At 38.7% G+C, this 16281-nt stretch carries 15 protein-coding genes; 10 read left to right on the plus strand and 5 right to left on the minus strand.

Translation table 11 applies throughout. From position 1 onward, the window contains the following. Nucleotides 1–18 precede the first annotated feature (18 nt). Nucleotides 19–1545, minus strand: a complete 1527-nt coding sequence (locus ACHUFV_RS02200; protein WP_394231972.1) for a glycine betaine uptake BCCT transporter — start codon at nt 1543–1545, stop codon at nt 19–21. Between the two features lie 72 nt (nt 1546–1617). Next, on the minus strand, nt 1618–2283 hold the full coding sequence (locus tag ACHUFV_RS02205; RefSeq protein ID WP_394231973.1) for a hypothetical protein: 666 nt from the start codon (nt 2281–2283) through the stop codon (nt 1618–1620). Nucleotides 2284–2534: 251 nt separating this feature from the next. Here ACHUFV_RS02205 and ACHUFV_RS02210 point away from each other — a divergent pair, with 251 nt between their 5' ends. From ACHUFV_RS02210 to ACHUFV_RS02230, 5 genes are all read left to right on the plus strand, one after another. Then, nucleotides 2535–2792: a hypothetical protein gene (locus ACHUFV_RS02210; protein WP_394231974.1), complete on the plus strand. Its 258-nt coding sequence runs from the start codon at nt 2535–2537 to the stop codon at nt 2790–2792. A gap of 403 nt (nt 2793–3195) precedes the next feature. Beyond that, on the plus strand, nt 3196–4086 hold the full coding sequence (locus ACHUFV_RS02215) for a YitT family protein (RefSeq protein ID WP_394231975.1): 891 nt from the start codon (nt 3196–3198) through the stop codon (nt 4084–4086). A gap of 283 nt (nt 4087–4369) precedes the next feature. Continuing rightward, entirely contained in the window at nt 4370–4783 is a 414-nt protein-coding gene (locus tag ACHUFV_RS02220; RefSeq protein WP_394231976.1) for a DoxX family membrane protein, read from the plus strand. After that, nucleotides 4780–5697 (plus strand): NAD(P)-dependent alcohol dehydrogenase, encoded by a 918-nt coding sequence (locus ACHUFV_RS02225; protein WP_394231977.1) that lies wholly within the window; start codon nt 4780–4782, stop codon nt 5695–5697. The genes ACHUFV_RS02220 and ACHUFV_RS02225 overlap by 4 nt, the downstream gene beginning before the upstream one ends. 339 nt (nt 5698–6036) lie before the next feature. After that, complete coding sequence (locus ACHUFV_RS02230) at nt 6037–7512, plus strand: protein adenylyltransferase SelO (protein WP_394231978.1); 1476 nt, start codon at nt 6037–6039, stop codon at nt 7510–7512. 73 nt (nt 7513–7585) lie between these two features. Here the strand turns inward: ACHUFV_RS02230 and ACHUFV_RS02235 are convergent, their stop codons facing one another. Continuing rightward, nucleotides 7586–8500 (minus strand): class I SAM-dependent methyltransferase, encoded by a 915-nt coding sequence (locus ACHUFV_RS02235; RefSeq protein ID WP_394231979.1) that lies wholly within the window; start codon nt 8498–8500, stop codon nt 7586–7588. A gap of 275 nt (nt 8501–8775) precedes the next feature. Between ACHUFV_RS02235 and ACHUFV_RS02240 the strand changes: the two genes are divergently transcribed. Further along, entirely contained in the window at nt 8776–9348 is a 573-nt protein-coding gene (locus tag ACHUFV_RS02240; protein WP_394231980.1) for a thymidine kinase, read from the plus strand. Nucleotides 9349–9438: 90 nt separating this feature from the next. Further along, the gene (locus tag ACHUFV_RS02245; protein WP_394231981.1) at nt 9439–10101 is read left to right on the plus strand and encodes a peptidylprolyl isomerase; all 663 of its coding nucleotides are present in this window, start codon (nt 9439–9441) and stop codon (nt 10099–10101) included. Between the two features lie 384 nt (nt 10102–10485). On the opposite strand, the gene ACHUFV_RS02250 is transcribed toward ACHUFV_RS02245, so the two are convergent. Beyond that, nucleotides 10486–11499 (minus strand): M14 family zinc carboxypeptidase, encoded by a 1014-nt coding sequence (locus ACHUFV_RS02250; protein WP_394231982.1) that lies wholly within the window; start codon nt 11497–11499, stop codon nt 10486–10488. Between the two features lie 161 nt (nt 11500–11660). Between ACHUFV_RS02250 and ACHUFV_RS02255 the strand changes: the two genes are divergently transcribed. Beyond that, on the plus strand, nt 11661–12509 hold the full coding sequence (locus ACHUFV_RS02255) for a DUF72 domain-containing protein (protein ID WP_394231983.1): 849 nt from the start codon (nt 11661–11663) through the stop codon (nt 12507–12509). Between the two features lie 178 nt (nt 12510–12687). Here the strand turns inward: ACHUFV_RS02255 and ACHUFV_RS02260 are convergent, their stop codons facing one another. Beyond that, nucleotides 12688–13122: a hypothetical protein gene (locus ACHUFV_RS02260; protein ID WP_394231984.1), complete on the minus strand. Its 435-nt coding sequence runs from the start codon at nt 13120–13122 to the stop codon at nt 12688–12690. Nucleotides 13123–13366: 244 nt separating this feature from the next. On the opposite strand from ACHUFV_RS02260, the gene ACHUFV_RS02265 reads away from it, so the two are divergent. Continuing rightward, entirely contained in the window at nt 13367–13729 is a 363-nt protein-coding gene (locus ACHUFV_RS02265) for a YlbF family regulator (protein WP_394231985.1), read from the plus strand. Nucleotides 13730–13887: 158 nt separating this feature from the next. After that, a complete protein-coding gene (locus ACHUFV_RS02270) occupies nt 13888–16251 on the plus strand; it encodes a xanthine dehydrogenase family protein molybdopterin-binding subunit (RefSeq protein ID WP_394231986.1) in 2364 nt (787 codons plus the stop codon). Nucleotides 16252–16281 lie beyond the last annotated feature (30 nt).

The following is a 16281-nucleotide window of genomic DNA, read 5'->3' on the forward strand; positions in this document are numbered from 1 at the left end:
GGCTTTTTCTCAGATCATTCACGAGTGCTTTACGAATCTCTTACTGCTGCGTTGTATATCTACTTCACTTTTTAATCCCTTTAGTAACGAGTAACTCATGACAATCATGATTAGAGCAAAAGGAAGGGCAGCTGCAATTGATGCTGTTTGTAATACGTTCAAACCACCTGCTAAAAGCAATACAGCTGCAACGGCTGATTGAAAAACACCCCAGGTCATTTTAATTTTATTAGAAGGGTTTAATGTTCCTCCTTCACTAAGCATGCCTAGGACAAAGGTTGCTGTATCGGCAACCGTAATATAATAAATGACTACAACAGCAAAACCCAGGATGCTTAACAGAGCACTCAATGGGAGATAATCAAAGAATGTGAAAATCGATAATGACACGTTTTCCGTAATAAAGGTGGCCAGGTCATGGTTGCCGGTGTTTTGAACAATTTGAAGCGCAGAGCCCCCAAAGATAGACATCCATAGACAGGTTCCCAGTGTTGGAACGAGCAGCACACCAATCACAAATTCCTTTACAGTTCTTCCTTTTGATACACGAGCAATGAACATACCAACGAAAGGAGCCCAAGCTATCCACCATGCCCAATAAAATAAAGTCCATGATGCAATCCATTCCCCTTCACCAAAGGGCTTTAAGCGTAAACTCATATGAATAAAATCACTTAAATAAATTCCCGTTGTATTAAAAAGGACTTTAATAATGGTCATAGTAGGGCCAACAATCAGGATCAGGAGCATGATTGCAAAAGATAAAATCATGGCTGCATTCGATAAAAATTGAATGCCCTTCTCTAAGCCGGTATTAATTGAAATGATAAACAGGACGGTGGCAACAGCTATGACGGTCATTTGAACCAATAGATTATTTGGAACACCGAATAAATCGTGCATGCCAGCATTTACCTGCATTGCCCCCAGACCTAAAGAAGTCGCAATACCAAAGACAGTTGCGAAGATTGACAAAACATCTATCGTTTTACCAATCGGTCCATAGATTTTTTCTCCAAGTATCGGGTAGAACGCAGAACTAATTGCAGCAGGCAGCTTTTTATTATATTGAAAAAATGCAAGCGCTAAACCGATAACCGTGTAGATTGCCCATGGATCCAAACCCCAATGAAAAAATGTATATTTCATTGCCGTATTGGCTGCTTCAATCGTATATCCTTCCCCATAAGGAGGCGTGGTGTAGTGTGTAACAGGTTCAGCGACACTCCAGTATACAATTCCAATTCCCATTCCTGCGCCGAATAGCATGGCAAGCCAAGACCCCGTATTGAAATCAGGCCGGTCCGTTGATTTACCCAGCCGTATATCGCCATATTTAGAGAACAATAAGTATATAGAAAAGATAACAAAAAACAAAGTAGCACCAAGATAGACCCAACCAAGGTAGTCGATTGAACCACTATAAATCGTATCGGTCACTTTAGCGAGATTATCGCTAAAAAAGACCCCCCAAACGATAAAAATAAGTATTAGTAATAGAGAGATAATAAAGACACTATTTCCCATATCTTTACTGTTATTCATAGGTAGCTCCTTATAATGAAAGTATGTAAAATATGTTTTTCGTTTTGTAAGCTGCAAATTCAACCGGATAAATCATTTATCGAGGAGATTATAAAGGAATTCCCAATTATCCGTATCCAGCAATTCTTCCTGTGGCAGTTCGAACCCGTCACCCAAATAAACCGTTTGACCATTAATAGCTATTACCATTGCTTCATGTATTGAATCACTATTCTTCTTTTTAAAAATATCTCCTATTACAGGCAATTCCCCTGAAAGTTGCTTAGCAGGTAAGTCAAGGCTATGAATTTTTTCTGACTCAACACCCTCCATATTTTGATAATCAATAGGTAGGCTGTTTTCTAATCGACCAGGTACCATTAGCAAATACTCGTGGTGCTTAATTCCGTGAGAATTACTTGTAACTACTCCTTTTTTATCCGACGTTTCTACTACTTCAATTTCATTTAACGAATACGTATCCAATGAATCTGGCATTGGATTATTGATGAGTATAAAATCTCCTGCTTCAGCATTTCTATCTTTATTAAGAGTGTATACCTTATGATTGAATATAAAGCTATCAAGTTCCTTCGGCCTGTATCTTTCAACGGCAGCGGCAATGGTTATATGCTGCGATAAATCTCTCAGCCTTATAAGATGAACAGACTTTTTAAACATTGGCTTGACCCCGTAAACCTTATGCAGCTCATTATTAAAATATACAAATTGTCCCTTTCTAACCTGATACAATTTCACTAGAAGATCTCCCTTCAAAACAGTGGATATATAAAGTGAATTTATTTGAAAATTAGTTTATGACTAAATCACTCGTTCTAAACATATCCCGTAATTTCTTGTGATTATGTAATTAGCTTGTCTTTTTTTCAATAAACATGTTGTTTGGAGATTGAACGTTTTTTATTTTTCTTTAAACGTTCACAATTCACATAGGGAAACGGTTACAAAATGAGATATGCTTAAGGTAGAACATTTGGGAGGTGCTGTTATTGTATAAATTGCAAATTCAAAATGCTGAGACCCAAGAGATCCTTCGTGAAAAGACTTATAAAAAGCCTGACCTGATTTTTAGTTTGTTAGAGTCAGCAGAAAAGGGCCAGGAATGTTTTCTATTTGATGAAAAATGTAAAACATATAGAGGGGACTATGTTACCCATTCAACTTATACTGAAAATGATACAGAGGTTTATCAGATTATGTTTCATGTAGAATTGTCTGATATCCAGGCAAGAGTAGCACAACTATAAAAAAAGGTTTCATGAAAAGAGGAATTTTTGTCCAATATGGAGATAGTTCCTCTTTTTTTTGATTCAATAATTCGTACTCACTGTAGTCCAAAATAAGTTGTAAAACTATTCGGAAGATTAAAGGCAGAATAGTTATGACAAGACAAACAAGTATATGTTCATGCTATAATATTAGAGTCTCTTCATTTCTACCGTTAGAGAGAGTGTAAAATAACGATCTTAGGGTAGTATACTGTACATAACTTCCATAATTTACCTCGATTAGATTAATCACTTACTATCTTTTTATTACAATCAATCGTACTATACTAAGCCCACCTGTTATTTTTCAAGTTACATAATTAAAGATGATTAATGATTCGTTAATTAGCCGAATGTGTTATTTGCTAACTGGAGGAATTTGATGAGTGAATTAGCAGTAGAAAAAAAGAAAATAAGTCATAAAAGGTTAACGCTTAGAAGTGTTATCAAAAGGGGTCTATTCATTACAATTGGAGCCATTATTATGGGCTACGGGTTAGAGGCTGTACTCATCCCAAATAATATGATTGACGGTGGTGTAACAGGGTTATCGATGCTGTTGAGTCATATTACACCAATCAACCTGAGTATTTTTCTAGTCCTATTAAACCTGCCTTTCTTTTTCTTGGGCTATAAGCAAATTGGGAAAACCTTTGCTTTCAGTATGCTATATGGAATCGTAGCTTTATCGGTTGCAACTTCTTTTATGCATCATGTAAAGCCTATCGTCCAGGATGAATTATTGGCCGTAGTTTTCGGTGGTTTAACATTAGGGGTAGGAGTAGGGCTGACACTTCGAAATGGAGGAGTACTGGACGGAACGGAAACCTTAGCAATCTTGGTTGAGAAACGCTTACCGTTTTCTGTGGGTGAGATTATCATGTTTGTTAACGTGGTTATTTTCGCCATTGCAGCTTTTGTATTTGGATTAGAAAATGCCTTATTTTCCATGCTAACCTACTTTATTGCTTTTAAGACAATTGATGTGGTGGTAAAAGGACTAGAAGATATGAAATCCATGTATATCATAAGTGACAATACAACTGAAATTGCAGAAGCCATTACAGAGCGGCTAGGTCGTGGTGTAACGTATCTCCATGGAGAAGGATCATATAGTGGTGAAGATAAGCGTGTTATTTTATGTGTGTTTACAAGACTTGAGGAAACCAAGATGAAGGATATTATACGAGAACTTGATCCAGGAGCCTTTATCATTGCTAGCGACGTTGCAGAAGTACGCGGAGGCAGATTTAAGAAAAGAGACATTCATTAAAAGTATTTTTTCATAATGGAAAATACAACGCTTCTTTTACCAAAAAGAGTAATAGGGATGCCTCATTAACGGTATGATTTTGAAGGAGAAAAAGAATAGTTCATAATAATATTACTCGGCTATATAACGAATCACCGACTTTTCGGGAAATGACTAATTCTTCGATACGCATCATATGAATGTAAATAAGCTTTATAAAAAATAGCTTGGAGGCTGATTCCAAGCTATTTTTTATGGAGTACATAGAGATTTGAATAAATAGCTTTATTTGGAGGTGTTAGGATTGATAAGAATTATGCTCCATACTGCCAGAATATTTCTTGGACTAGTGTTTTTAATCGCAGGTGTGAATGGTTATTTTGTTATTTTTGGTTATGAAGCTTTCATTCAAAATAGCCCGGAAGCATTGAAATTATTTGAATTTGAATATTTGTTGATATTCGAAAAATCATTAGAAATTATCTGCAGTGTTTTATTACTTTTTAATCGCTTTATTCCATTAGCTCTTTCCATCTTAGCCCCTCTTATTACAAACATATTCTTGCTCCATTTATTTGTCGACCATTCTTTACTACCTTTAGTTACTGTCCTTGTCATTGTTTATTGTTTTATGTTGTTTCAATATAAAAGGAACTTTATATCCATTTTTGAGAAAAATCCTAAATTGACTTTTGGTATCAAAGGAGGAAAGTTATGAAAGCTATAATATGCTCAGAATATGGACCACCCGAGGTTCTTGAACTCAAAGAAATTGAAAAGCCTGTCCCTATGGACAATGAAATCCTGATAAAAATACATGCAACAACAGTAGCATCTGGAGATATCAGAGTTCGAAGCTTTAACAGCCCTCTTCTGTTATGGATTCCAATGCGGTTGGTATTAGGGCTAAGGAAACCTAGAAAATCCATTCTGGGCGTAGAGTTAGCAGGTGTGATTGAAGAGGTAGGGAAGAATGTAGAAAAGTTTAAAAAGGGCGACCGCATTTTTGCTATGACCGGTATGAACTTCGGTGCTTATGCAGAGTACATATGCTTGCCTGCTGAAGGGAACGTGGTAATCAAACCTGATAATCTGTCTTGCGAAGAAGCCGCTGCTATTTCTTTTGGGGGTACATCCGCACTCCATTTCCTTAGAAAAGGAAATATCCAGGAAGGACAAAGGGTTCTCATATACGGGGCTTCCGGTTCAGTAGGGACGTCCGCTATCCAGATAGCTAATTCTTTTGGAGCAGAAGTGACGGCTGTTTGTAGTTCTTCCAATATAGAATGGGTAAGGTCATTGGGAGCACATCGTGTAATAGATTATATAAAAGAAGATTTTACAAAAAGTGAAGAGCGATATGATTTAATTTTTGATGCGGTTGGGAAATGTCCAAAGAAAGAAGTAAGTAAAGCACTCACTGCGAACGGGAAATTCATGTCAGTCGAGGGACAGGGAATCGCAAAAGTACTTAAGGAAGACTTACTCTTCCTCAGTGGGTTAGTTGAAAAAAAATTGTTCAGACCCGTTATCGATAAATGTTATCCTCTCGAACAGATTCAAGAGGCGCACAGATATGTTGAACAAGGACATAAAAAAGGGAACGTTATTATTACAATTAATCAAAAGTAATCACTACTAAAAAGAGGGTTAGATTTATTGCTTTTTAGAGCAATAAATCTGCCCTTTTCTAATATCAATTAACGGTTCCCCTTACTTCCAGGTCATTCCATTTGGGACATTATTCGTTCCAATAGTCGGCTTAAGAAGCCAGTTTGGGGCGCTCTATCTTTAACAGGCAGAAGCCGCACAAACAGGTTAATTTTTAAAAAAGTATAATAAACCTACAGTTTTACGAACAATAAATATAGGCAATAGGCGAATCGAACACTCAGAATGAAGCATCTTAGAACACATATGAATGAATTAATGATAAAGTATTCACAGTATATGAAATGAAAAGGGGATACAATGACAAATCAAAACGCATCAAACAATATTGGCTGGAACTTTGACAATAGCTTTGCCAGGCTTTCAACGTTTTTTTATAACAGACAAAATCCTGTGCCAGTAGATTCACCAAAGCTCGTTGTTCTGAATGAACTTTTGGCTGCATCACTTGGTCTAGATGCTCAAGGCCTTAATAGCACAGAGAGTGTAGAGGTTTTTACCGGTAATCGAATTCCCGAAGGTGGAGCACCTCTGGCTCAAGCATACGCAGGACATCAATTCGGGCATTTTACCATGCTGGGAGACGGCCGTGCCGTTTTGATTGGTGAGCAAATCAATCCTGAGGGTGAAAGGTTCGATATCCAGCTTAAAGGATCTGGCAGAACGCCTTTCTCCCGCGGGGGCGATGGCCGAGCTGCTCTCGGGCCCATGCTGCGTGAATATATTATCAGTGAAGCGATGCATGCACTAGGAATACCAACTACTCGGAGCTTGGCAGTTGTGACAACCGGAGAAACCATCCTTCGTGAAACGGTGCTCCCAGGGGCTATTTTAACTCGTGTTGCTGCAAGTCACATTCGAGTTGGTACCTTTCAATATGCTGCTGCATGGGGTAAGGTTGAGGAAATCAAAGCCTTGGCAGATTATACAATCAAGCGCCACTACCCTGACATTGAAATAGATGATGATCGCTATCTTACATTGCTGCGCGAAGTAATCAAACGCCAGGCTGCACTGATTGCAAAATGGATGCATACCGGTTTTATTCATGGGGTCATGAATACCGACAATATGGCCATTAGCGGGGAAACGATTGATTATGGTCCTTGCGCCTTCATGGACACCTATTATCCTGCTACTGTATTCAGTTCAATTGACAGAGAAGGCCGTTATGCCTATCGTAATCAGCCATTTATTGGAGGTTGGAATCTCGCACGTTTTGCTGAAACGCTATTACCTCTCCTGCATGATGAAGAGGAGAAGGCAGTGGCTATGGCACAAGAAGAGCTTTCAGGCTATATGGAAATCTATCAGTCCTACTGGCTTAACGGCATGAGAGCCAAGCTTGGCATCATGAATGAGGAACTGGAGGATCAAGCCCTTATTGAGGATCTTCTCAATATGATGCAAAAGCATCGAGCCGATTTTACAAATACCTTCCGTGCCTTAACCTTTGATAGGCCAGAGGAGACGGCTATGAACGGGATCAATGCATTCGATAATTGGTACGGAAAATGGAAGGCTAGATTGGAAAGACAGGAGGGGATGAAGGAATCCGCCCAAGAGCTGATGCGGAACTCAAATCCTGCAGTAATTCCGCGTAACCACCGTGTAGAAGCGGCGCTAAAGGCTGCAGTAGAAGAGAACGACTTCAGCGTGATGGAAAAGCTGGTTGCGGTACTTTCGAAGCCATTTGCACATTCGCCTGAACAGGAGGAATATGGCAAAACGCCTGAACCGACAAACACTCCGTACCAGACATTTTGTGGTACATGATAGATTAAACTATATATATTTTAAGAAAAAACTCGCCAGGTATGGCGAGTTTTTTTGCGGATAATGTAACAGATTATTTTTTTACAGCATGAATATAATGAATCGTTTCAAATGCAGACAAATAATCATCTCGATTTACGAAATAACGATGGTTAATCATTTCAGGAGTCAAATGCTCGTAAATAAGTAATCCTGCCTTTTCTAACAATATTTCGATTTCATCATATGAAAAACAAGATTTCATTGGCTCGCCACTGACTGAAGCCATTTTTCTAATGTTTTCTACTCTTTTAGACGCACCTTTTTCTTCAAAAAACTTCTCATCTCCAAAATCAAAAACAATGGAGCTTCCTAAAGGAAGTTCGGCAAATAGTTGGTTAAGTAAGCTTTCTAGCTCCTCTTTGCCTAAATAATAAGAAACTCCTAAAAGGCTGAAGAAGGTTTTTTCATTAGTAAGCCCATTATCACGCAGGCTTGGATATGAAAAAGGATGGCTAAAGTCCATTGAAACAAAGTGAAGATTACTTGGAGTAGAAAAATTGGCTTGAGCTAGTCTTTTCTTTTTAAATTCTTGGGTAGCCGGGTGGTCGATTTCAAAGATGTCGAGATCTGTTTCTAATTCCGGATGCCGGAAACAAAAGGTATCGAGACCGGCTCCTAGTATGACATATTGTTTAACACCTAGAAGAATTTCATGAAGTAATACGTTTTCGCAGAAAGCAGCTCGCGCTAAGGGTGTAGGAGAAAGCTGAACCTGTGTAATCCATCTTAATATTTCATCAGGTTTTTCCCGAAACTTTTGTGCAATCTCATTGTTAAAGAACTCAATTCCTTGAATCATATTTTGACTAATATCTGAAAACTCTTGTTTGGTAATAAGTTCTGGGGCAATAAAATCATCAAAAATTTTGGGTGTGTCATATATACTATGGTATGCTCGACTAAAAGCAGATACTAAGGATGTTACACTGAACTCATTTTGCTTCATGAAATCGTCCTCCCGAAAAAAAATAAGATTCCCCTGGCCAGGAGAATCTTATATTACAACAAATATATTAAAATGTAAAATTATAGCATAAAAACTAATATTTGTCAATACACTTTATTTTTTATTTATGGAATGGTGCTCTAAACCCGGTGTCAGGCACCGTAAAAAGACAAAAATGCTAAATTGTCCATTTCTGGTGCCTGACACCAGAGACTTTATTTCGTTGGAAGAAACGATTAGAATAGTAAAGAGTAATGTAGGAAAGGTTTGTTGATATGGCACAATTATTTTTTAAGTACGGTGCAATGAATAGCGGTAAATCGATTGAAATTATTAAGGTTGCCCATAACTATGAGGAACAAAATAAGAATGTGATGATTTTTACTTCAGCACTTGATGATCGTTATCAGACTGGTTATGTTTCTTCGAGAATTGGCCTGCAGCGGGAAGCCATTCCGATTGATGCTAGTAAGGATATTTTTACTATTGTCAGTGAAGCTCCCTTACCGTTAAGCTGTGTTTTGGTGGATGAAGTGCAGTTTGTATCAAAGGATCATGTTCTGCAAATGGCTAGGATTGTGGACGAGCTCGACATTCCAGTCATGGGATTTGGCCTGAAAAATGACTTTCAAAATGAACTATTCGAGGGCAGTAAATACATGCTGCTATATGCAGATAAGATAGAAGAAATGAAAACGATTTGTTGGTTCTGCGAGAAAAAAGCTATTATGGCCTTGCGGGTAGATGAATATAAAAAGCCGGTTCGCGAAGGCAGCCAGATTCATATAGGGGGAAATGACAGCTATTATCCTGTATGCCGCAAGCATCATCTGGATCCACCGTTATAAGTCAATAAGGCAAATGCAAAACAAACAAATATCTGTCAATATGCAATGCTGCTTGGTATGATACAGTTGAAAAGGAGGTTGTTAGATACCATGTTCTCATGCAAAAAGTTAATCTATTACATATTAGTTTCAATTGTTGCAGCTGTCCTTTTGACAGGCTGCGGAACTCAAGTTGAAAACAAACAAAATGCTGCAAAGAAAACGGAAGAAAGAGATGATTATTCATCGGAAGTGACTGAAAAACCAATTGTTACAATAACGATGGAAAATGATGAAAAAATTGTCCTTGAATTAGATCCTGCAACTGCACCTAATACAGTGGCTAATTTCATTTCTTTGGCGGAGCAAGGTTTTTATGATGGACTCATTTTCCATCGTGTGATCCCTGATTTTATGATACAGGGTGGAGACCCTGAGGGAACTGGCGGTGGCGGACCAGGTTATTCAATAAAAGGTGAATTTAATGCAAACGGCTTTGAAAATAACATGAAACACGAGCGCGGTGTTATTTCCATGGCTCGGACAAATGAACCAAATTCCGCCGGATCACAATTTTTCATAATGACGAAGGATTCTCCACATCTCGATGGTGAATATGCAGCCTTCGGTAAAGTAATCGAGGGAATGGAAACGGTTGATAAGATCGTTTCGGTTAAACGGGATAGCGCTGATAAGCCATTGGAAGAACAAAAAATGAAATCCGTCACAGTGGATACAAAGGGTTTTGATTATCCGGAACCAGTAAAGCAATAATGCACAGCACCAGCCTACAGGACAAGCACCGGCCTATCCTATTGGCTGGTGTTTTTTTAAAAGCTGCAGTTACGCTTTCTATTGATTTTGAGAATTCTAATAACAATAGACAATGTACCCAAACAAACACTCCAGCGTATAGTAACTTCTGTGTGAGATGTATTTTGAAAGGAAGGAAGAACGATGGAAAATCTCCAAATTAACAAGAAGAGTAACAATGCCTCAGGAAATGAATTTAAAGTTGTTAAAGTTAATTTATCAAATCCAACAGAAAGTATTTATGCGGTATGCACACCAATCAAACTGAAATAATTTGTGTAGAAAACCATCTCTTCCATTCTATCAAGTTGGTGAGATGGTTATTTTTTCCTGCGTATAGATAGGTCAATCCATTTTCCTTTTTCGTTCATAAACTTTTTCAGCTAAAAATAACCCCATCTTCTTATTCCTTATCCAAATGTCGTGGAACTCTTCAAGAGGCAGGCTGCTGTCTTCTATCAATTGGCCGATTTCAACAGTAAAAGCAGGCTTCCCAAATTCCTCGATAAACCAGTCCGTAAAGCCGCCGCCCTGTTGGTACGACTCAGGTTCGTCTATAGGATACCCTGTAAATGAGGAAACTTGTTCTGCAATGGCAAAATAATCCTGGGAAAATTTCGTTGTATGGGTCAAACCCCATTGATTAAACCCCCAAAAAATAATGTTTCCTGATGAATGATACGAAACGGCTACTTCAGGCTTTATCTCATATGTGAAATCAACTAGCGACCTTACTTCGTCTGTTTCAAGCGCCCGGGTTCCTTTATAGAATTGATAGCTTGGATTACCATTCACACCTTTTAAGTGTGACCAGTTGGCAGGATATTGACGATTCAAATCAATCCCGAGCAAATTCGCTTTCCACCTTGTAAAGTTCCAGGATCCTTTATTCATTTCAATCAAAAATGGATGAAGACCAATTGGATAAGCATTCAGACCAAATTGCTGCAACGTGACTCCATCAGGGTTAACCATTGGTACAAACCAAATAGAGACATTGTCTAAAATACTAGGATGAATATCCTCTACCGTTTTAACGTCTATGTATGAATCTGCATAGGTTTCAATCATCTTCATTAAAAGAGCGCTGGTTAACCATTCACGTGCATGGTGTGCTCCATTCATAAGTATAACTTTCTCACCATTGCCAACCTTGATTGCCCATACATTTCTTCCGAAGGGTGTTGTGGTTAACGATTTATAAGTTATCAAGTCTGGATACAATTCCGAAAGCAACAACATATCCTCCGTAAGGGATTCATATGTATAAATCTTCTCCGTGTCAACTATTTGTGCATGTGCCGTAATGGGAACTAACGTCATCCAGATCAAAAACAATAATCCAAAACACTTCTTCATAAGCTCCCTCATTTATTTAATCGATTTACAATAGTTTGAGTAATAGACACCTTTTTCATGATATATTTTGTGAATTCAAGTAAAATTGTGATATTGTGATGTATGAGATTTTGCGTTTTTTCATGAATGGATATTGTAGTTAAAATTTGAGGTGGAAATAAATGATACACATAGGTCTTGCAGGTTGGGGAGACCATGACTCCTTATATCCAGCAGGAATTAAGTCAAAAGATAAATTAGTCCATTATAGTAGTCATTTTCCAATTGTTGAAGTCGATTCATCCTTTTATGCCATTTCACCAATCAAAAATGTTGAAAAATGGGTAAATGAGACACCTGAAAAGTTTCGTTTTGTTGTGAAGGCCTATCAAGGAATGACAAGGCATAGGAAAGGTAAAGAAACTCCATTTAACACGATAACTGATATGTTTGAAGCATTTAAAAGTTCGTTGAAACCATATCAGGAAGCGAATAAACTGGCTCTTGTACTTTTTCAATTTCCGCCATGGTTTAATTGCAGGAAAGAGAATGTTGCTTATTTAAGATATTGTAAGAAAATGATGGAAGATATCCCTGTAGCGCTGGAGTTTCGACATCAATCTTGGTATAACGATGCTTATCGTGATGGAACATTATCCTTTATGAAGGAGGAAGGCTGGATTCACTCTGTTGCAGATGAACCGCAATCGGGGGAGGGCTCTGTACCGCTAGTTCCGGCACCCACTGATTCGCACGTAACGTTAGTACGAATGCATGGCCGGAACACACAGGGCTGGAATAAACAGGAGGGTGTCGACTGGCGTGAGGTTCGTTTTTTGTATAAATATAATGAAGCAGAGTTGTTTGAAATGAAAAACGTCCTACATGAACTGTCTAACCAATCAAATGATATTATACTCATTTTTAACAACAATTCAGGCGGTGATGCAGCCACAAATGCCAAGGAATTCCAAAGAATGCTAGGAATCGAATACACTGGACTTGCACCAAAGCAGCTTGGATTATTTTAAAAAGAAGTTCAGAAGCACATTGACAGGCATTAAGCAGTTGAAGGATATTTAATAAAATCTCAACTGCGTGCTTCCTGACGTGTAAAGAAAAAAATAAATGTAAGGACGACTAAAGCCACAAAAAAGATACTACTCTCTGATAACTCTATTGCTGGCAGTTTATTTAAGGTCATATAGATCATTCCTTTTCTAAGTGTCTAAAATGATTCGGGTCCACATGAAAGTGTGTGGATATCATCTGACGAAAGAATCTTACATTTGGAAGTGAAGGCTCGTTTAATGGATCTCCAAACATAGGGCCGCTTACTGTCAATGAAACCCTTCCAGGCCCCACTAAGACACCAACTAAACGTATTTCATCCATAATTAATAAGATGGAAAGAATCGCATCAATGATATCAATAATGGTATTTGTTACATCATCCCCAAATTTCCCTATTGTTCGGGCACCACCAATAATGGGCCCGCTTAACGAAATACTAAACCTCCCCGAATTTACAAAGACCCCTCTGATCGTAAGCTGTCCTGATAATAATAAAAAAGCAAGAGTAAGATTTATATCTCGCTGAAGCGATGCAATGATGTGTTCTTCATTTTCAATATTTGTATTCAAAGAAAGCTCACCTCTTCATCATCCTATTCAAAACTGCCTAGAATGACTTTGAAATATTAGTCAATCGTTAAAATTTAGACTGACAAAAGGCATCCCACTAGTCAATCGCCTGCTCCTTTTTCAATCGGCTACATACACTATCTTTGAACACTTGGGTAAAATCATCAGGTTATATGTTGAAGTATTTGTGGAAAAAGAACAATCCGGAATATAAAGGACATATTAAGAAGGGAAGGAAATAGGGATGTCGGAAAACTTATTTGACGCAGCCTATTATTTTGAAAAGGTTTTTCGTGAGAGTAAGGAGTTTAAAGGCTTGCAGCAGCTTTGTCATGAAATAAATACCGACCCAGAGGCAAAGCTGCTTCTTAACCATATAAACCATTTAAATTCCCAATTACAGCAAAAACAGATGATGGGTCAGGAAATTAAGCAGCAAGAAGCTGAAGCATTACAAAAAATGGAGTTGGCTGTCCAGCAAAATGAAAAATTAAAACGCATGTTGGAGGCTGATTACCAGGTAAATATGCTATTGATGGAATTAAATAAAATTATTTCTAAGCCACTGGAGGATTTATACAACCAGGTGCTAGGAGGTAAGAAATAATCTACAATACTACTTATTATTTTCAATAAGGTGCCTGCTCAGTGATCTTTTCACTGGGCTATTTTTTTGATAAGGCTGTGTTTAAGCACAATGTTGTTTTTTTTGACAGAACATTTGCTAAAAAAATCCCCTCATGAAAATGTTGATTAAAAGCATTAATGGTTCATACATTGGTTAATGAGGAAATAGGGGGTGACTTGGTGAATATTATTGGAAAAAGCGTCATTCGGAAGGATGCCTTTGAAAAAGTAACAGGAAGGGCTAAGTATACAGCTGATGAACTAACAGTTCCATTACTGCATGCAAAAATGGTCACAAGTCTATATGGACACGCCAAAATTGTTTCTATTGATGTAACAAAAGCAAACAAAGTACCTGGGGTCAGAGCCATCCTATTAGGTAGTCATGACTTACCACTTACAGGGGAGGAAATTAGAGATCGGCCGCCGCTTGCTGTTGACAAGGTCCGTTACTACGGTGAACCCGTCGCCCTTGTTGTAGCGGATACCCCGGTCATAGCAAAGAAAGCTGTAGATGCAATAGAGGTACAATACGACCTTCTACCGGTTGTAAACTCCCCAACAGAGGCTTTAAAACCAGAATCCCCAATCCTCCATGAAAACCTGACTTCTTATAAAAAAATAGGGACTGCCTATCCTGTTCCACATTCGAATATTTCAAATGTAACTAAAATCCGTAAGGGCAATATGGAAAAAGGGTGGTCGATGAGTGATGTGGTAGTAGAAGGTTCTTTTCATTTGCCACCTTCCGATCATGCTGCAATGGAAACAAGAAGTGCAACAGCGGAAATCGATCCAGAAGGATTTATTCATATCACGACATCATCACAAGCCCCATTTATGGTCAAAAGATTACTTAGTACTTATTTTGAACTTGATATGGGGAAAATTTTGGTAGAAACGCCCTTTGTTGGCGGCGGATATGGGGGAAAAGCGCCAATACAGTGGGAAGTTCTAGCCTATCTTGCTTCGAAGGCTGTTGGGGGTCGGAGGGTTAAAATTGTTTACACAAGAGAAGAGGATTTAGTTACGGCACCTTGTAAAGTGGGCCTAGAAGCAAAAGTGAAGCTCGGTTGCACAGCACACGGGAAGATTCATGCTGCAGAAATTTTATACCTATTCGACGGAGGAGCCTATTCTGACAAAGCTATAGACGTCAGCCGGGCTGGAGGCGTTGATTGTATAGGACCCTATAGTATTGAGAATGTTTGGTGCGATTCCCTATGTGTCTATACGAATCATCCTTATGGAAGTCCTTTCCGAGGTTTTGGACATTCAGAGGTCTTGTTTGCATTTGAAAGGACGATGGATATGCTTGCAGACAAATTAGGGATCGACCAGCTTGAATTGCGGAGGCAGAACGCGATTCTTCCTGGACATACAACGCCGACACAGGTGTTATTGAATAAAAGCAATGTGGGAAATTTACCTGCTTGTATCGATCGGCTGAAAGAAATGATTCATTGGAATCAGGGGCAAATTCAAGTCATTGACGAAAGAAAAATTAGAGTGAAAGGAATTGCCTGCAGCTGGAAGACCTCAACGATTGACCCTAATGCGAGTTCTGGGGTTATTCTGACATTTAACCCTGATGCTAGTGTGAATTTAATCTCAGGCGTTGTTGAAATTGGCACAGCAACGAAGACAGTTCTTGCGCAAATGCTTGCAGAACGTTTAAAAATTGGTATTGACAAGGTCCATGTGAAAATGAAAATTGACACACAATCGACACCGGAGCATTGGAAAACAGTAGCGAGCCGTGGTACTTTTATGGCCGGAAGAGCACTTTTAGAAGCGGCAGATGATGCTATACGCCAGATAAAGTCTATCGCCGCATGTGTTCTCAGAGTATCAACAGAGGATTTAGAGGTAGCTTACGAACGGGTATTTATAAAAGATGATCCGAAAACTGGTCTTCCTCTAAAGGAGGTTGTTTACGGCTATAAATTTCCCAATGGAAATGCCATTGGCGGCCAAATTATCGGTTATGGAAATTATATATTAAGAAGGATGACTTCTTTGGATCCGGAAACAGGGGCAGGACAGCCTGGGCCGGAATGGACGGTTGCAGCACATGCTGTAGAGGTAGAGTATAACAAAAGGGACTTTACCTACAAATTAATTCAAGCTGTCACTGTTGTAGATATTGGAACTGTATTAAATCATATGACAGCACGTGGACAGGTAATGGGTGCTATGAGCATGGGATTAGCCTATGCTGGAAGAGAAGCTTTCATTTTTGATGAATGGGGCAGAGTAATCAATCCACAGCTTCGAACGTATCGGCCGATACATTATGGGGAAAACCCTCATTATGAAGTAGACTTTGTCAAAACAAAGCAAATTGATGCAGCTTACGGTGCAAGAGGTGTCGGGGAACATGGGCTGTTAGGAATGCCAGCTGCACTTGCCAATTGTTTAAGTATTGCAGCTGGTGTTGGTTTGAATCAACTTCCACTGACCCCTGAATTAATCTGGAGATATAAAACTGCAAATGATTAAGCTCCTATCATTTTATAAGAATAGGTGATG

Source organism: Niallia oryzisoli (genome assembly GCF_043641075.1).
GTDB lineage: Bacteria > Bacillota > Bacilli > Bacillales > Cytobacillaceae > Bacillus_BD > Bacillus_BD oryzisoli_A.